17 protein-coding genes are annotated in these 15738 nt (G+C 68.2%); 3 read left to right on the top strand and 14 right to left on the bottom strand.

The features are described from left to right. Nucleotides 1-94: 94 nt before the first annotated feature. The 10 genes from BEMPMBAN_RS27445 to BEMPMBAN_RS27400 all read right to left on the bottom strand — a co-directional run bounded on the left by BEMPMBAN_RS27445 (nucleotide 95) and on the right by BEMPMBAN_RS27400 (nucleotide 8309). The gene (locus BEMPMBAN_RS27445; protein WP_159228970.1) at nucleotides 95-832 is read right to left on the bottom strand and encodes an energy-coupling factor ABC transporter ATP-binding protein; all 738 of its coding nucleotides are present in this window, start codon (nucleotides 830-832) and stop codon (nucleotides 95-97) included. Then, a complete protein-coding gene (gene cbiQ, locus BEMPMBAN_RS27440) occupies nucleotides 829-1602 on the bottom strand; it encodes a cobalt ECF transporter T component CbiQ (RefSeq protein ID WP_159228969.1) in 774 nt (257 codons plus the stop codon). The genes BEMPMBAN_RS27445 and cbiQ overlap by 4 nt, the downstream gene beginning before the upstream one ends. A 2-nt stretch (nucleotides 1603-1604) precedes the next feature. Beyond that, entirely contained in the window at nucleotides 1605-1988 is a 384-nt protein-coding gene (locus BEMPMBAN_RS27435) for a PDGLE domain-containing protein (protein ID WP_425294921.1), read from the bottom strand. Then, entirely contained in the window at nucleotides 1985-2665 is a 681-nt protein-coding gene (locus BEMPMBAN_RS27430) for an energy-coupling factor ABC transporter permease (protein WP_159228999.1), read from the bottom strand. Before BEMPMBAN_RS27430 ends, BEMPMBAN_RS27435 begins: the two co-directional genes overlap by 4 nt. Nucleotides 2666-2758: 93 nt before the next feature. Then, the gene (locus BEMPMBAN_RS27425) at nucleotides 2759-3097 is read right to left on the bottom strand and encodes an ArsR/SmtB family transcription factor (RefSeq protein WP_159228968.1); all 339 of its coding nucleotides are present in this window, start codon (nucleotides 3095-3097) and stop codon (nucleotides 2759-2761) included. Between the two features lie 127 nt (nucleotides 3098-3224). After that, the gene (locus BEMPMBAN_RS27420) at nucleotides 3225-3974 is read right to left on the bottom strand and encodes a FadR/GntR family transcriptional regulator (protein WP_159228967.1); all 750 of its coding nucleotides are present in this window, start codon (nucleotides 3972-3974) and stop codon (nucleotides 3225-3227) included. Nucleotides 3975-3990: 16 nt separating this feature from the next. Then, nucleotides 3991-4767 carry a 3-oxoacyl-ACP reductase gene (locus tag BEMPMBAN_RS27415; protein WP_200845855.1) on the bottom strand — a complete coding sequence of 259 codons (777 nt, stop codon included), beginning with the start codon at nucleotides 4765-4767 and terminating at the stop codon, nucleotides 3991-3993. Beyond that, nucleotides 4764-6143, bottom strand: coding sequence for an aldehyde dehydrogenase family protein (locus BEMPMBAN_RS27410; protein ID WP_159228965.1), 1380 nt, complete (start codon nucleotides 6141-6143; stop codon nucleotides 4764-4766). Before BEMPMBAN_RS27410 ends, BEMPMBAN_RS27415 begins: the two co-directional genes overlap by 4 nt. Then, nucleotides 6140-6952 (bottom strand): gamma-glutamyl-gamma-aminobutyrate hydrolase family protein, encoded by an 813-nt coding sequence (locus tag BEMPMBAN_RS27405; RefSeq protein WP_200845846.1) that lies wholly within the window; start codon nucleotides 6950-6952, stop codon nucleotides 6140-6142. The genes BEMPMBAN_RS27410 and BEMPMBAN_RS27405 overlap by 4 nt, the downstream gene beginning before the upstream one ends. Then, nucleotides 6933-8309 (bottom strand): glutamine synthetase family protein, encoded by a 1377-nt coding sequence (locus tag BEMPMBAN_RS27400; RefSeq protein WP_159228997.1) that lies wholly within the window; start codon nucleotides 8307-8309, stop codon nucleotides 6933-6935. The genes BEMPMBAN_RS27405 and BEMPMBAN_RS27400 overlap by 20 nt, the downstream gene beginning before the upstream one ends. Before the next feature lie 401 nt (nucleotides 8310-8710). Between BEMPMBAN_RS27400 and BEMPMBAN_RS27395 the strand changes: the two genes are divergently transcribed. Together BEMPMBAN_RS27395 and ngg are read left to right on the top strand one after the other, a co-directional pair. Next, nucleotides 8711-10516 carry an N-acetylglutaminylglutamine amidotransferase gene (locus BEMPMBAN_RS27395; protein WP_159228964.1) on the top strand — a complete coding sequence of 602 codons (1806 nt, stop codon included), beginning with the start codon at nucleotides 8711-8713 and terminating at the stop codon, nucleotides 10514-10516. 148 nt (nucleotides 10517-10664) lie between these two features. Then, nucleotides 10665-12464 (top strand): N-acetylglutaminylglutamine synthetase, encoded by a 1800-nt coding sequence (gene ngg / locus BEMPMBAN_RS27390; RefSeq protein WP_159228963.1) that lies wholly within the window; start codon nucleotides 10665-10667, stop codon nucleotides 12462-12464. Nucleotide 12465: 1 nt separating this feature from the next. On the opposite strand, the gene BEMPMBAN_RS27385 is transcribed toward ngg, so the two are convergent. The 3 genes from BEMPMBAN_RS27385 to map all read right to left on the bottom strand — a co-directional run bounded on the left by BEMPMBAN_RS27385 (nucleotide 12466) and on the right by map (nucleotide 14650). Beyond that, nucleotides 12466-13029 (bottom strand): alpha/beta fold hydrolase, encoded by a 564-nt coding sequence (locus BEMPMBAN_RS27385; protein ID WP_159228962.1) that lies wholly within the window; start codon nucleotides 13027-13029, stop codon nucleotides 12466-12468. Nucleotides 13030-13092: 63 nt separating this feature from the next. Continuing rightward, on the bottom strand, nucleotides 13093-13764 hold the full coding sequence (locus BEMPMBAN_RS27380; protein WP_159228961.1) for a hypothetical protein: 672 nt from the start codon (nucleotides 13762-13764) through the stop codon (nucleotides 13093-13095). A 28-nt stretch (nucleotides 13765-13792) separates the two neighbouring features. Next, complete coding sequence (gene map, locus BEMPMBAN_RS27375; protein ID WP_159228960.1) at nucleotides 13793-14650, bottom strand: type I methionyl aminopeptidase; 858 nt, start codon at nucleotides 14648-14650, stop codon at nucleotides 13793-13795. A 62-nt stretch (nucleotides 14651-14712) separates the two neighbouring features. On the opposite strand from map, the gene BEMPMBAN_RS27370 reads away from it, so the two are divergent. Next, the gene (locus tag BEMPMBAN_RS27370) at nucleotides 14713-15099 is read left to right on the top strand and encodes a PaaI family thioesterase (protein WP_159228959.1); all 387 of its coding nucleotides are present in this window, start codon (nucleotides 14713-14715) and stop codon (nucleotides 15097-15099) included. A 2-nt stretch (nucleotides 15100-15101) separates the two neighbouring features. On the opposite strand, the gene BEMPMBAN_RS27365 is transcribed toward BEMPMBAN_RS27370, so the two are convergent. Next, nucleotides 15102-15704: a TetR family transcriptional regulator gene (locus BEMPMBAN_RS27365; RefSeq protein WP_159228958.1), complete on the bottom strand. Its 603-nt coding sequence runs from the start codon at nucleotides 15702-15704 to the stop codon at nucleotides 15102-15104. Nucleotides 15705-15738 lie beyond the last annotated feature (34 nt).

The following is a 15738-nucleotide window of genomic DNA, read 5'->3' as shown; positions in this document are numbered from 1 at the left end:
CCCCCCCCCCCCCCCCCCCCCCCCCCCCCCCCCCCCCCCCCCCCCCCCCCCCCCCCCCCCCCCCCCCCCCCCCCCCCCGGGGGGGGTAATCGGTTCAGTTGCGGACGGCGAAGCCCCACGGCAGCTCGAGCCGGTGCGCGGCCAGCAACGCCTCGTCGGCCAGGATCTCGTTGATGCCGCCGTCGGCGACCACCACCCCGTGGTCCACCACGACCGCACGGTCGCACAGCTGAGCGGCGTAGGGCAGGTCGTGGGTGACAATCAGCATCGTGGCATCCAGCTCCGAGAGTGTCTCGGCCAGTTCACGTCTGGCCACCGGGTCGAGGTTGGCCGACGGTTCATCGAGAACCAGGATCTGCGGATCACACGCCAGCACCGTGGCCAACGCGGCACGGCGGCGCTGGCCCGCCGACAAGTGAGTGGGGTTGCGGCCGGCTTCATCGGTCAGGGAGACGGTGGCCAGCGCGGAAGCCACCCGATCGGCGAGCGCTTGGCCCCGCAGGCCGAAGTTGGCCGGCCCGAACGCGACATCCTGGGCGACGGTCGGCATGAACAGCTGATCGTCGGGGTCCTGGAACACCAGGCCGACGCGCTGGCGGATGTCGTGCAGGTTCTTGCGGTTCACCGGGGTTCCGCCGACGCGCACCGACCCCGAGGAGGCGGTGAGCACCCCGTTGAGATGGAGCATCAGTGTGGTCTTGCCTGCACCGTTGGGTCCAAGCACCGCGACGCGTTCCCCGGCCGCGACGGTGAGATCAACGCCGTCGAGGGCCACGTGACCATCCGGGTAGACGTGGCGCAGGGCCTCGACCTGTACCGCGATCTCAGTCATCGGATCACCCACGCCGCCACCGACACGGTCACCGCGGCCGCAGCCGGGATCATCGTCGAGACCCATTGGCTCGGTACCGCCCGCGGCGGTGCACCGATGACCGCCAGGTCAGGCACGCCGCCGTCGAAACCTCTCGACAACATCGAGTGATACACCCGCTCTCCCCGCTCATAGGACCGTAGGAACAGCGCGCCGATACCGGTGGCGATGGCGCGCGCCTGGTGCAGGGCACGCGGTGAGTCTCCCCGCGAGATCCGCGCCATCCGCATCCGGCCCGCCTCGGCGGCGAGCAGATCGATGTACCGGATCATCAGCACCAGCACCGAGGTGACCATCGCGGGCACACCCAGCCGGCTCAGCGCCGCGGGCAGCTCGGCCGCGGCTGTGGTGGCGGCCAACGTCAGCGCGGCGGCCACACCCAGCGTGCCTTTGACGACGATGCCCCAGGCCGCGTACAACCCCGCCACCGACAGTTGCAGACCTGCCACCTCGACGCGTTCCCCGCCCTCGGCGAACGGCAGCAGCAGCGCCAGCACCAGGAACGGCGCCTCGATCAGCATTCGCGGCAGGATCCAGCGCAGCGGGATGCGGGCCAGCTGCCAGACGGCCACCACGATCACCGCATACACCGCGTACGGCCAGAACATCTCCCGCGGTGTGGCGACGACCGCCAGCACGAACACCAGCAGGCAGACGATCTTGACCTCGGCCGGCGCCCGGTGCACCGCGGAGTCGCCGTGGCGGTACAGCGGATGGGCCCCGGCCCCCATGCCTATCGCCTGCTCGGCTCGGATGCACCCGGGTCTTCGGCGCCGCGCCGGGAGCGCGCGATCAGCCAGAAGCCGCCACCGGCGACCGCCACAGTGACGAGCACGCCGATGACACCTGCGACGCCACCGGTGCCCTCGCGGCCACCGAGCGCGTAGTCGGCCAGCGGCGAGTCGGCGAGATCGTGCTCGCCGGCGTGCTGGGCGATGCACTCACCGGTCAACTGTTCGCCATCACTGGTCTCGACGACCTCGCAACCCTGCAGCGTCGTCGAGTCGAGGCCGTCGGGGCTGGAACTCGCGAGATAGGAGACCACCCCGGCGATCAGTAGGGTGGCCGCGGCGAACGCCACCCAGAACCATTTGCGCTGTGTCATAGCCGACGTCATGCCGGAACCTCCGCTCGGTCGCGCCGCATCAGGTAGACGAGATCGGGACGCGCCCGGGCCACCGCCATCACCGTGACGGCGGTGATGGCGCCTTCGCCGAGACCGATCAGGACGTGGGTGAGGAACATGTAGCCCGTGACGGTGCCCATGGACGCCGGTGCGGCGCCGCCGATCGAGTACTCGAGCACGAATCCCATGGCCGCGCAGACGGTTCCGACGAGTGCGGCGACGAACGCGATGAACCCGATGGTGCGCACCGACGGATCGGCAGGGCGGCGTCGGGCAATCGAGTACATCGCCACCGCCAGGCCATAGCCGGCGGCCACCCCGATGACGGCCATGTTGACGATGTTCATCCCCAGCGCGGTCACGCCACCGTCGGCGAACAGCAGGGACTGCACCACCAACACGATCGCGATGCACAGCGCGCCGGTATAGGGCCCGACGAGGATGGCGGCGAGTGCGCCACCGAGGAGATGGCCGCTGACGCCGGGCAGGATCGGGAAGTTGACCATCTGCACGGCGAAGATGAAGGCCGCCACCAGTCCGGCCAGCGGCACAGTGCGCTCGTCGAGTTCAGTGCGCGCCTTCCAGACGCAGATGGCCAGAGCGATCACCGCGATCGCGCCGAACGCCACCGACGTGGGGGCGTCGACGATGCCGTCACTCATGTGCATGGCGTGGTGGTGGACGATCACCCGACGAGCCTATTCCGCCATCTGATCATCTGTCTAGCTGATCAGATGAACAGCCGTCACCTGCCCGAACGGTCAGCTGTGCCCATGACCGCCGGCATGCCTGGCGCCGATCCAGTGCAGCAGATCGTGGACGATGTCGTCGTCCAACCGGTAGCTGACGGAGCGGCCGGTACGGGTGCTCACGACCCAACCCTGTGCGCGCAGCACTCGCAGTGCCTGCGATACGGCATTCTCGGACCGTCCCAGCGCGGCCGCGAGATCGCTGACGCAGATTCCCGGCGCCCGGTGCAGGCTCAGCAGGATCTCCAGGCGATGCGGGTCGGACAGCAGGTCGAAGCGTTGGGCCCAGCCGGTGGTGTCGACGTCGGACAGTGCCGACGACGCCAGCTCGACCACCGACTGATCCTCCACACCGCCAAATGTAGTCCTCGTCGAGGGTGCGCAAACAGCCAGCAATCGCGGCGTGTCGGCGGACAAACCCGCGCGCTGCGCAGTCAGTCCCGCGGTTCGCACAGTTCAGTCCCGCGGCTGGCGCAGTTCAGTCGAGGAAGCCGTGCAGCAGCGCCGCCGAGGCCCAGACGTGCGCGGTCATCGTCTGCGCCGCGCTGTCGGCGTCGCCGGCCAGAATCGCCATCACGATCGCCTCGTGCTGCTCGTCGGAGTGTTCGATGTTGCGGGCCAGCAGCGGGATCCGGTCGAGCAGTTCGTTGAGCCGCATCCGGTTCTGGGCCACCAGCGGCACCAGGGACGGCACCCCGGCGGCCTCGGCTATCGCCAGATGCAGCCGGGAGTCCAGTCGCCGGTACGCCTCGGTCTCGGAGCCGCGCACATCGGCCAGCCGATTCCACAGCGCGTCACGCTCGGTGGCGGTCAGCGTCCGGCCCGCCGCCAGCCGCGCGGCGCCCACCTCGAGGACCTCCCGCAGTCGCAGCGCGTCGTCGATGTCGGCGCGGGTGAACCGGACCTCCTCGGCGCTGGGCGCCGGCAGCGCGTCGGCCAGGAATGTGCCGCCGTAGCGACCACGGCGCGACACCAGGTATCCGGCGTCGGCCAGCGACTTGATCGCCTCTCGGACGGTGTCGCGGCTGACGCCGAGCCGCACGGCCAGTTCCCGTTCCGGCGGCAGCGATTCGCCCGGGTGCAGCACCCCCAGCCGGATGGTCTGCAACAGCCTCTCGACGGTGTCCTCGAAGGCGTTGAGAGGCCGCACCGGACGCAGCAACGCGTCACTGGCATCACCGCCCTCGGCGGATCCAGCCCTGTCGCTCGCGTCCGGCGCTGCTGACATCGGTGAGTCCGCTGCTCTACAACGGCGTGACGTAGGCCGAGCTGATGCCGCCGTCGACGAGGAACGACGACCCGGTGATGAACGACGCATCGTCGCTGGCGAGGAAGGCCACCGCAGCGGCGAGCTCCTCGGGTTCGGCGAACCGGCCCACCGGCACGTGGACCAACCTGCGGGCGGCACGTTCGGGATCCTTGGCGAACAGTTCTTTGAGCAGCGGCGTGTTCACCGGCCCGGGACACAGCGCGTTGACCCGAATCCCCTGCCGGGCGTACTGCACACCGAGTTCCCGCGACATCGCCAGGACCCCGCCCTTGGACGCGGTGTAGGAGATCTGCGACGTCGCAGACCCCATCACCGCGACGAACGACGCGGTGTTGATGATCGACCCCTTCTGCTGCGGGACCATGTGCCGCAAGGCCGCCTTACAGCACAGGAACACCGATTTGAGGTTGACGTCCTGCACCCGCTGCCACGCATCCAGACCGGTGTTCTCGATCAGATCGTCCTCGGGCGGCGAGATACCCGCGTTGTTGAACGCGATGTCGACCGAACCGTGCGTCTTGACCGCGGTGTCGAACAGCGTGTCGACGGCCACCTCGTCTGAAACATCCACTGGGACAAAGGTTCCGCCGACCTCGCCGGCGACCTCCTTGCCGGCGGCGGGATCGAGGTCGCCGATGACGATCGTTGCGCCCTCGGCGTGCAGCCGCCGCACGCTGGCGAGCCCGATTCCGCTGGCGCCGCCGGTGATCACCGCGACCTTGCCGGCGAGTCGCTGGGTCAGATCCATCAGTGTGCAACTTCCTTCTCAGGGTGGACAGAAATGAACACGTTCTTGGTCTCGGTGAACGACAATGGGGCGTCGGGTCCGAGCTCGCGGCCCAACCCGGACTGCTTGAACCCACCAAAAGGCGTGTTGTACCGGACCGACGAGTGCGAGTTGACCGACAGATTGCCGGCCTCCACGGCCCGTGACACCCGCAACGCCCGCGACAGGTTGTCGGTCCAGATCGACCCCGACAACCCGTAGACGGTGTCGTTGGCCAGCGCGATGGCGTCGGCTTCGTCGTCGAACGGCAACACCGTGACGACCGGACCAAAGATCTCCTCGGTGACGGTGCGATCATCGCGCGCCGGGGTCAGCACGGTGGGCGGGAACCAGAATCCGGGACCGGTCGGCGCGGAACCCTGGAACACGATGGGCGCGTCCTCGCCGACGAACCCTGCCACCGAGTTGCGGTGCGCTTCGGACACCAGCGGGCCCATCTCGGTACCGCCGTCCCGTGGGTCGCCGACCACGACACCCTTGACCGCGGTCTCGAACAACTCCATGAACCGGTCATAGACGTTGCGCTGCACCAGGATCCGGCTGCGTGCACAACAGTCCTGGCCGGCGTTGTCGAAGACCCCGTAGGGTGCGGTCGCCGCGGCCTTCTCCAGGTCGCAGTCGTCGAAGACGATGTTGGCGCTCTTACCGCCCAACTCCAGGGTGACCCGTTTGACCTGGGAGGCGGCACCGGCCATCACCCGCGTGCCGACCTCGGTCGATCCGGTGAACACGATCTTGCGGACATCGGGGTGGCTGACGAAGCGCTCCCCGACCACCGATCCCTTGCCGGGCAGCACCTGGAACAGATCGGGGGGCAACCCGGCGTCGAGGGCGAGTTCGCCGAGCCGGATCGTGGTCAGCGGGGTCCACTCGGCGGGTTTGACCAGTACCGCGTTGCCGGCTGCCAGCGCCGGGGCGAACCCCCACGAGGCGATGGTCATCGGGAAGTTCCACGGGGTGATGACCCCGACCACCCCGAGCGGCTCGTTGAAGGTGACGTTGAGCCCACCGGCGACGGGAATCTGTTTGCCGGACAGCCGTTCCGGCGTCGCGGAGTAGTACTGCAGGACATCGCGGACGTGCCCGGCCTCCCAACGCGCGTTACCGATCGGGTGGCCGGAGTTGGCGACCTCGAGACCGGCCAGGTCCTCCACGTGTGCGTCCACGACGGCCGCGAACGCCCGCAGGGCTGCCGCGCGGTCTGCGGGGGCTCGGCGTGCCCAGTCCCGCTGGGCGACGGTGGCGCGGGCCACCGCGTCATCGACCCCGGACTCGTCGGTCTGCTCGACGGTGCGCAGCACCTCCTCGGTCGCAGGGTTGATCACGTCGCTGGTGGTCATAGGCTCACTTTCCGCGTCTTCTGGGCTGTCTTCTGGGCTGTCTTCTGGGTTGCATACGACGTCGCGGCAGCCACCAGTCCCGCGAACAGTCGAAGATCGTCGAGGCGCTCCTCGGGATGCCATTGCACCGCCACCGCCCAGTGGTGCGGGTGGCGCTCCGGGTCGACCTCCACGGCCTCGATCACGCCATCGGTGTCGGATGCGCTGACGATCAGGCCGTCACCGAGGCGGTCGATCGCCTGGTGGTGATAGCACTGGGCGTCGGTGCTGCCACCGACCAGCGACGCGACCCTGGTGCCGGGCACCGTCGTGATCGTCGATGTGCTGAACACCGCGTTGCCCTGTTGATGGTGGGCGTGGCCCAGCACGTCGGGCAGGTGTTGATGCAGAGTGCCGCCGAGCGCGACGTTGAGCACCTGCGCACCCCGGCAGATCCCGAGAACGGGAAGACCTCGGCGCAGTGCCCCCTGGATCAGTGCGAATTCGAAGGCGTCCCGGGTGCGGCTGTCGGCGACGGGCTCGTCGGTCGCGGGGTGCCGGGGGCTGTCGTACGCCGCCGGGTCGACATCCCTACCGCCGGTGACGATCAGACCGTCGATACCGTCGAGCACCCGCTCGGTGATGGCCTCGTCCACCGGCTGCGGCGGCAGCAGCACCGAGATGCCGCCGGCCAGCCCGACCCCCTCGAAGTAGATGGCGGGCAGAAAGCTGGCACGGACGTCCCACACTCCGGTCTGGGCGGGCTGCAGATAGGTGGTCAACCCGATGACCGGCCGATCGGTGCCGACGTCAAAGCCGTTCGAAGCCACGCACCCTCTCCCAATCCGTCACTGCGGCGTTGAACGCCTTGAGCTCCACCCGCGCGTAGTTGAGGTAGTGGTCGACGACGTCGTCACCGAACGCCTCCCGCGCGATCCGCGAATTGTCCAGCAGTTCCATCGCTTCGGCCATCGTCGTGGGGATCCGCTCGGCACCACTGGTGTAGGCGTTGCCCTGCACCGCATCCGGCAGTTCGAGCTCCTGGTCGATGCCGTGCAGTCCGCCGGCGATCAGCGCCGCGACCGCGAGGTACTGGTTGACGTCACCGCCGGGAGCGCGACATTCCATCCGCATGCCTTGGCCGTGACCGACCACCCGCAACGCACAGGTGCGGTTGTCGATCCCCCAGGCAACCGCGGTCGGCGCGAAGCTGCCGTCCACATAGCGCTTGTAGGAGTTGATGTTCGGCGCGTAGAACAACGTCATCTCCCGCAAGGTGGCCAGCTGCCCGGCGACGAAGCTGCGGAACATCTTGGACATGCCGAGTTCGTCGTCGGGATCGGCGAACACCGGGACTTTGGCGACCCCGTCCTCGATGCCGCGGAATGAGATGTGGATGTGGCAGCTGTTGCCCTCGCGCTCATCGTATTTCGCCATGAACGTCAGGCTCTTGCCGTGCTGGTCGGCGATCTCCTTCGCGCCGTTCTTGTAGATGGTGTGGTTGTCGCACACCACCAGCGCCTCGTCGTAACGGAATCCGATCTCCTGCTGACCGAGGTTGCACTCCCCCTTGACCCCTTCGCAGTACAGACCGGCGCCTTCCATCCCGAGACGGATGTCGCGCAGCAGCGGCTCCATCCGGGTCGAGGCCAGCATGGCGTAATCGATGTTGTAGTCGGTGGCCGGCACCAGCCCGCGATAGTCGGTCTTGAACGCCTCCCGGTAGGGCGTGTCGAACACCATGAACTCGAGCTCGGTGGCCGCGATCGCGCCCATGCCGCGCTCGGCCAGCCGGTCGAGTTGGCCCTGCAGGATGGTTCGCGGCGCCTGCTTGACCGGCGTGCCGTCGGTCCACGACAGATCCGCCATCACCAACGCCGTGCCCGGCAGCCACGGCACCAGCCGCAGCGTGCTGAAGTCCGGGGTCATCACCATGTCGCCGTAGCCGGTTTCCCAGCTGGAGATCGCATACCCGTCGACGGTGTTCATGTCGACGTCGACGGCGAGCAGGTAGTTGCAGCACTCGGCGCCATGCTCGGCGACCTCCTCGACGAACAGCCGCGACGAGATCCGCTTCCCGGTGAGGCGACCCTGCATGTCGCAGAACGCGACGATCACCGTGTCGATCTCCCCGTCCGCGACCCGGTGTTCCAGATCGGCCTTCGAGAGCATCCCCGGCGCGCCCATCAGTGCTGTCGCTTCTTCGCCCACGCGCTCATCAGTACTCCCGCTCTCTTCGTCCCGAACTCGACGGGAACCCGACCATTGGCGCGGGTATCGGCTGCCGCCGTGCCCCCACGGTTCCCCCAAAATGCCACGTTCAAAGGTAGGGCGCCAGACCAATAGGTGATCGATTTTCCCGAAGGGGCTCACTGGCACCGCGGATACCGCCGACAGATCGCCGTCCCGAGTGTGGCGCACCCCCCGTCCGGGATCACCGATTCGGAGGGCTTTCAGCCGGCTTCGAGCGTTTCAGATGTCGGCGTTTCAGAAGTCGTTGTCCGGGTACTAACGGTGGGCTCCGGGGCCTGTAGCGTGGCCGCGGAGTCAGATCGAGGAACCGCCGACACTGGAGTAGGGTCGAACAGGTGTGTGGAGCCACCGGCGAGGTACGCCTCGACGGAAGAACCCCAGATATCAGCGCTGTCGCGGCGATGGCCGCCTCCATGGCGCCCCGCGGACCGGACGCCGCGGGGGTGTGGTCGCAGGGCAGGGTGGCACTCGGGCACAGACGCCTGAAGATCATCGACCTGTCCGAGGCTGGCGCGCAGCCGATGGTCGACTCCGACCTCGGCTTGTCGGTCGCATGGAACGGCTGCATCTACAACTACGAAGAGCTGCGTGACGAACTCCACGGCCACGGTTACCGCTTCTTCTCCCACAGCGACACCGAGGTCCTGCTCAAGGGCTACCACCACTGGGGCGACCGGTTCGTCGATCACCTCAAGGGCATGTTCGCCTTCGCCATCGTCGAACGGGATAGCGGCCGGGTGCTACTGGGCCGCGACCGTCTCGGCATCAAGCCGCTTTACCTCACCGAGGACTCGCATCGGATTCGGTTCGCGTCCTCACTGCCTGCGTTGGTGGCCGGCGGCGGAGTCGACACCCGCATCGACCAGGTCGCCCTGCACCACTACCTGACGTTCCACTCGGTGGTTCCGCCGCCGCGCACGATCCTGCGCGGCATCAGCAAGGTCCCGCCCGCGTCGCTGGTGGCCATCGAGCCCGACGGGACCCGCACCACCACCACGTACTGGAAGCCGGACTTCACCCGCGCCGAGGAACGCTCCGGCTGGTCCGAACGAGACTGGGAGGACGCGGTTCTCGAGTCCCTCCGGCTCGCCGTCAAGCGCCGCCTGGTCGCCGACGTGCCGGTGGGTTGTCTGCTGTCGGGTGGTGTCGACTCCAGCCTGATCGTCGGGTTGCTCGCTGAGGCCGGGCAGCACGGCCTGAAGACGTTCTCGATCGGCTTCGAGTCGGTGGGCGGGGTCAAAGGCGACGAATTCCACTACTCCGACATCATCGCCGACAGGTTCGCCACCGATCACCACCAGATCCGCATCGACACCGATCGGATGCTGCCTGCCCTCGACGGCGCGATCGGCGCGATGAGCGAGCCGATGGTCAGCCACGACTGCGTGGCGTTCTACCTGCTCAGCCAGGAAGTGTCCAAGCACGTCAAGGTCGTGCAGTCGGGGCAGGGCGCCGATGAGGTGTTCGCCGGCTACCACTGGTATCCACCGATGGGAGCACCGGAGGCGGCCTCGGTGGAAGGGTCGGTGGCCAGTTACCGGACCGCCTTCTTCGACCGGGACCAGTCCGGGTACGCGTCGCTGGTGTCCCCCGCGGTCGCCACCGCAGAAGATCCCAGCGAGCTCTTCGTCACCGAGCACTTCGCCCGCTCCGGCGCACAGACCGGTGTGGACCGGGCGCTGCGGCTGGATACCACCGTGATGTTGGTCGACGACCCGGTCAAGCGTGTCGACAACATGACGATGGCGTGGGGGCTGGAGGGCCGGGTGCCGTTCCTCGACCACGAACTCGTCGAGTTGGCCGCCACCTGCCCGCCGCATCTGAAGACGGCGCACGAGGGCAAGGGCGTGCTCAAGCAGGCTGCCCGGCAGGTGATCCCGGCCGACGTCATCGACCGGCCCAAAGGGTACTTCCCGGTGCCCGCGCTCACCCACCTCGAAGGGCCGTACCTCGACCTGGTCCGCGATGCGCTCTACGCGCCGGCCGCCAAGGAGCGTGGGCTGTTTCGCCCGGAGTCGGTGGAGCGTCTGCTGGCCGATCCCAACGGCAAGCTCACCCCGCTTCGCGGCAACGAGCTGTGGCAGATCGCGCTGCTGGAGTTGTGGCTGCAACGCCACGGCATCAACGGGCCGGCGGCATGACCACCGAAGGCGACCGCGAGTGAGGATCGCAGCGAGGTACGAGCGAGGACCGGAGCGAACGGGAGCCGAGGCATGACCACCGAAGGCGACCGCGAGTGAGGATCGCAGCGAGGTACGAGCGAGGACCGGAGCGAACGGGAGCCGAGGCATGACCGACGTCGATCCCCGCCAGGATCCGGCCGCCGAGACCACCGAGGCCATCACACTCGCTCTGCACGACGCGTCCCCGCCACACATGGTGGACGCGATGGCCGATGACGTCGTCCTCGAACTCGGGTGGGGCCGACTGATCTTCGGCCAGACATTCGCCGATCCCGAGAGGCTCGCCGAGGTGCTGCGCCAGGAGGGCCAGGGCCGCCGCGACATCTGCATCTATGCGCGTGAGCCCCACGTGCTGGTGTCCAAGGCGCCCGCCGAACTGTTCATCGACCCCAGTCACACCTACCGGTTGAGGTTCGCCGACAGCCAGGAGACCGCGCCGGCGCTGCGCGGCTTCAGTGTCCGCACGCTGGAAAGCCGCGTCGACGCCGACGAGATGAACCGGGTCTACGTCCGGTGCGCGATGGTGCCTGCCCCCAACGATGTCATCTGGGACAACCACTGTCACCAGGATGCCATCGACTACCTGGTCGCCGTGCGCGACGACGACGGAGCCGTGCTGGGAACCGTGACCGGAATCGACCACAAGGTGCTGTTCTCCGACCCCGAGAACGGATCGAGCCTGTGGACGCTGGCCGTCGACCCGGCGGCCACGGTTCCCGGTGTGGGAGCAGCGCTGACCCGCAGCCTCGCCGCCCTCTATCGCGAGCGAGGCCGCGCCTACATGGATCTCTCGGTTGCACACGACAACACCGCCGCGATCGCGCTGTACGAGAAACTGGGGTTCGCCCGGGTGCCGGTGATGGCCGTCAAACGCAAGAACGCGATCAACGAACCGCTGTTCACCCATCCCCCGGAGACGGTCGACGACCTGAATCCGTACGCACGGATCATCGCCGACGAGGCCATCCGCCGCGGAATCTGGGTGGAGGTGCTCGATGCCGAGGCCGGCGAGATGCGGCTCTCACACGGTGGACGCAGCGTCATCACCCGGGAATCCTTGTCGGAGTACACCTCTGCGGTGGCGATGAGCCGTTGCGACGACAAGCGGCTGACCCGCCGCATCGTCTCCGATGCCGGCATCATCGTGCCACGGGGCCGGCTGGCCACGTTCGACGAGGCCGACCACGAGTTCCTGGCCGAGGTGGGTGACGTCGTCGTCAAGCCGACCCGTGGCGAGCAGGGCAAGGGCATCACCGTCGGGGTGGACGGTCCGGACGAACTCGATGCCGCACTGGCCCGCGCCAGGGAGCAGCATCCGGAGGTCCTCATCGAACAGCGTGCCGAGGGCGACGATCTGCGGCTGGTGGTGATCGACGGCAAGGTGGTCGCCGCCGCGCTGCGACGGCCCGCCGAGGTGACCGGGACGGGCCGCCACACCGTCCGCGAGCTGATCGACGCACAGAGTCGCCGACGGGCGGCCGCCACCGGCGGGGAGTCGCGCATCCCGATGGACGCGGTGACTGAGACCACGGTGAAGGAGGCGGGCTGGTCGTTCGACGACGTCCTACCCGAGGGCACCCGGCTGCGGGTCCGCCGGACGGCGAACCTGCACCAGGGCGGCACCATCCACGACGTCACCGCCACCGTGCACCCGGAACTGCGATCGGTGGCCGTCGCCGCCGCCGACGCGATCGGTGTGCCGGTCACCGGCATCGACCTGCTCGTCCCCGACGTCACCCGGCCGGAGTACGCGTTCATCGAGGCCAATGAGCGGCCCGGGCTGGCCAACCACGAACCGCAGCCCACCGCGAAGGCATTCGTGGACTTCCTGTTCCCCGGCCAGCCGGGAATTCCCCAGAACTGGACCCCTGAAGAGGTCGACCGCACGAAGTCCGATTCGCCGTAGGTCACCAGGTGCTGGTGCGCATCACGATCTCGGCGGCCAGTTGCGCGGTGGAATCCGCCGCATTGCGTCGTCCGAGCAGGTCGACCACCCGATAGTCGCCGTAGACAAAACGTTGGGTGGCCTTGGCGACCGCCCGGGCCGCCGGGGTGCTCACCAGCGCGGTCGTGTTGAGTTCCACGGGCGGACAGTGCTCGTCGCGCACCACCCCGGCGAGGTCGGCCACCCGCGGATGCCCGCGGTCGATCACCACCAGCCCGGTGAACCGGTCGAGCCGTGTCGCTGCCAGTTCCCATGCCAGCTCTCCGCCGAGCCGGTCACCGACCAGCAGTGCCCACCGGATGTCGAGGGCGTCGAGGATGCCGATCACGGATTTGGGGGTCAGCCTGGGGTCGGGACCGATGACGACGGTTTTCAGCGACGCGGTGTGCAGTCGCTGGCAGACGGCTTCATAGGCGGCAGGCGCTTGATGGGCCGCGCCGAGCACGACCACGGCGGACCCCTTCTCCGGGCCGGCGACCTCGACGGGCACCCCGAAGCCGTCGACAGTGATCATTGGAGAAGGCATTGCGTAAAACTACAGGTAGCAACGAAGTCCGCGGGTGGCTTTTCATGCTCTTGATCCGTGTGGTCAAACCGCCTGCGCGCGTTCGGCCTGTCGGTCGGTGATCTCCAAAAATGTCTGCGGCAGCGTGCCTTTGACCGCGATGCCGGGGTCCGGGGTGGGCAACGCGAGGCCGAACACCGCCATTGTCCCCACGTTCTCGAACGAGAAGTACACGCTGCTCTCGAGGCCGTTGAGGCTCATCGTCTGTTGGTACACCAGCGCATCCGGCCGTGGGGTCTGCAGCCTGGTGGTGGTCACCGGGATTCCGGGATCGGACGGCTCGAAGAACGTGTCGTATCGTGCGCACCGCTCGGCGGTGGCGGCCAACTGCTCGAGATTGAGCGACCACGTCAGCACGGTCATGATCACCCGCGCCCCGTCGTAGGCCACCATGTATTCGGCGGCGCTGCCTGCCCCGCGCTCAGCCGTCTCGGCGATGTTCCGGGTCAACCCGTCGGTGCACCCTTGCGGCGAGGAGAGCATCGGTGGCGGCGCGCCTGCGCCGTCTTCTTCCCCACGATCCTTGAGAATGCGCTGGTAGCGCACCCCGGCGGGGAAGTCGGCCTCGGTGAGCACCGCACGCTCGAGCTTTTCGCCCGGCCAGACCGCGGTGCCGGTGATCGCCTGCGAGCATCCGGCGAGCACGGCGGCGACCAGGGTCACCACGGCGACCCTCGCCACCCGGTGCCCGGTCATGCCACCAGGCTACTCACCGCGCCGGAGCTCACAGCTGGGTGAGGATCTCGGCTCCGGTGTCGGTGACGACGAGGGTGTGCTCGAACTGGGCCGTCCACTTCCGGTCCTTGGTGACCACGGTCCACTCGTCGTCCCAGATCTCGTAGTCCAGGCTTCCGAGGTTGATCATCGGCTCGATCGTGAACGTCATACCCGGTTCGAGCACGGTCTCGACGGCGGGTTGGTCGTAATGCAGGACCACCAGGCCGTTGTGGAAGGTGGTGCCGATGCCGTGCCCGGTGAAGTCACGAACGACGTTGTAGCCGAATCGGTTTGCGTAGGCCTCGATGACGCGGCCGACGACCGAGAGCGATCGTCCGGGCTTGACGGCCTTGATGGCACGCATGGTCGCCTCGTGGGTGCGTTCGACGAGCAACCGGTGCTCCTCGGAGACGTCACCGGCCAGGAACGTCGCGTTGGTGTCGCCGTGCACACCGTCGATGTAGGCGGTGACGTCGATGTTGACGATGTCGCCGTCCGCCACCACCGTCGAATCGGGGATCCCGTGGCAGATCACCTCGTTGAGCGACGTGCAGCACGACTTCGGGTAGCCCTTGTAGCCCAGCGTCGACGGGTACGCGCCGTGGTCGACCATGTAGTCGTGGGCGATGCGGTCCAGTTCGTCGGTGGTGACCCCGGGCGCGACGGCCTTGCCGGCTTCGGCGAGTGCCCCCGCGGCGATCCGCCCGGCGATCCGCATCTTGGCGATCACTTCGGGCGTCTGCACCCAGGGTTCGGTGCCCTCACGCACCGTCGGCCGTCCCACGTACTCGGGGCGGGCGATCGACTTGGGCACCGGCAGCGTCGGCGACACCACGCCGGGGCGAAGGGCGGTCCGTACTGGCATCTGGCCAGACTATCGGGAGAACGGCACTCTCGTTCCTGGAGAATGATGCTAGCGTTCCTGCCATGCAGGTCACCCCGGGCCACTTGTTCAGCAGACTGGACTTCCGTGACGTCGAAGAGTCCGACGAGCGCCTGGTTATCGAGCTGGAGAACCGGCCCGACCTGGTGAACAGGCGGGGTGCACTGCAGGGCGGACTGGTCGCCACCTTGATCGACATCGCCGCCGGCCGGCTCGCAGATCGGCACGTCGGTCCGGGGCAGGACGTCACGACTGCGGACATGACCGTGCACTTCCTGGCGCCGATCCTGGAGGGTCCGGCCCGAGCGGAGGCCACCGTGGTACGCGCCGGGCGCCGGTTGTCGGTCATCGCGGTGGACGTCACCGACGCTGCGCGCGGCCGGCTCGCAGCGCGTGCGACGCTGAGTTTCGCGGTCCTGGACCCGCGCTAGCGTCATTCGACGGTGATCGACGCGAGTGCGCCGCGCACCCGCGATGGCAACGAACCTCCGCTGATCAGCCAGTCGTCGAGGGCGATCCGGATCGCGGCCATCGCCATCGCACCCAGCAGCCGTGGCCGTGGATCATCGGGCGCAAGGTGAGTGAACCGGGAAGCCACCAGTTCGGCGATGGCCGCCTCGTATCGCAGGTAGATCTGCAGCGTCCATGCGCTGAAGACCGGCGACGACCGCGTCAACGTCGCCAGCTCGCGAACCTGATCGCTGATCTCGTCGAAGCCGTCGCCGAGGTCCTCGAACGCCGCCACCACCGCGGCGGCGGCCGATGAGCCCGGTGGCTGCGTGGCGATCGCCGCGGTGATGCGGTCCAGCCAGTGGGCGGTCATCCCGTCGGCGACCGCATCCTCCTTCGCGCTGAAGTACCGGAAGAAGGTGGCGCGGCCGATGTCGGCGGCGGCCGCGATCTGGTCGACGGTGGCGCCGGCCAATCCGTGCTCGGCCACCGCCTGCGCTGCTGCCGCTGCTATCCGGGCCCTGGTCGCTCGCTGTTTGCGGACGGTCAGGCTTTCCCGCGATTTCTCCTCTGAGACAGCGTCCATAGTGAGACTATGTCTCACCGTGGAAGCAGAACGC

Source organism: Mycolicibacterium austroafricanum (assembly GCF_902705885.1).
Classification (GTDB): domain Bacteria; phylum Actinomycetota; class Actinomycetes; order Mycobacteriales; family Mycobacteriaceae; genus Mycobacterium; species Mycobacterium vanbaalenii_A.
The sequence above is the reverse complement of the archived record's forward strand: the minus strand, read 5'-3'. Positions and strand labels throughout refer to the sequence as shown.

Bases quoted from the DNA above. Each gene is read 5' to 3' on its own strand.
- BEMPMBAN_RS27420 (WP_159228967.1), bottom strand. From the start codon at position 3,974: ATGTCAGCAGCGCCGGACGCGAGCGACAGGGCTGGATCCGCCGAGGGC.
- BEMPMBAN_RS27400 (WP_159228997.1), bottom strand. From the start codon at position 8,309: ATGGGCGCGCCGGGGATGCTCTCGAAGGCCGATCTGGAACACCGGGTC.
- BEMPMBAN_RS27410 (WP_159228965.1), bottom strand. From the start codon at position 6,143: ATGACCACCAGCGACGTGATCAACCCTGCGACCGAGGAGGTGCTGCGC.
- BEMPMBAN_RS27445 (WP_159228970.1), bottom strand. From the start codon at position 832: ATGACTGAGATCGCGGTACAGGTCGAGGCCCTGCGCCACGTCTACCCG.
- BEMPMBAN_RS27370 (WP_159228959.1), top strand. From the start codon at position 14,713: ATGCAGGTCACCCCGGGCCACTTGTTCAGCAGACTGGACTTCCGTGAC.
- BEMPMBAN_RS27380 (WP_159228961.1), bottom strand. From the start codon at position 13,764: ATGACCGGGCACCGGGTGGCGAGGGTCGCCGTGGTGACCCTGGTCGCC.
- cbiQ (WP_159228969.1), bottom strand. From the start codon at position 1,602: ATGGGGGCCGGGGCCCATCCGCTGTACCGCCACGGCGACTCCGCGGTG.
- BEMPMBAN_RS27435 (WP_425294921.1), bottom strand. From the start codon at position 1,988: ATGACGTCGGCTATGACACAGCGCAAATGGTTCTGGGTGGCGTTCGCC.
- map (WP_159228960.1), bottom strand. From the start codon at position 14,650: ATGCCAGTACGGACCGCCCTTCGCCCCGGCGTGGTGTCGCCGACGCTG.
- BEMPMBAN_RS27385 (WP_159228962.1), bottom strand. From the start codon at position 13,029: ATGCCTTCTCCAATGATCACTGTCGACGGCTTCGGGGTGCCCGTCGAG.
- BEMPMBAN_RS27365 (WP_159228958.1), bottom strand. From the start codon at position 15,704: ATGGACGCTGTCTCAGAGGAGAAATCGCGGGAAAGCCTGACCGTCCGC.
- BEMPMBAN_RS27430 (WP_159228999.1), bottom strand. From the start codon at position 2,665: ATGCACATGAGTGACGGCATCGTCGACGCCCCCACGTCGGTGGCGTTC.
- ngg (WP_159228963.1), top strand. From the start codon at position 10,665: ATGACCGACGTCGATCCCCGCCAGGATCCGGCCGCCGAGACCACCGAG.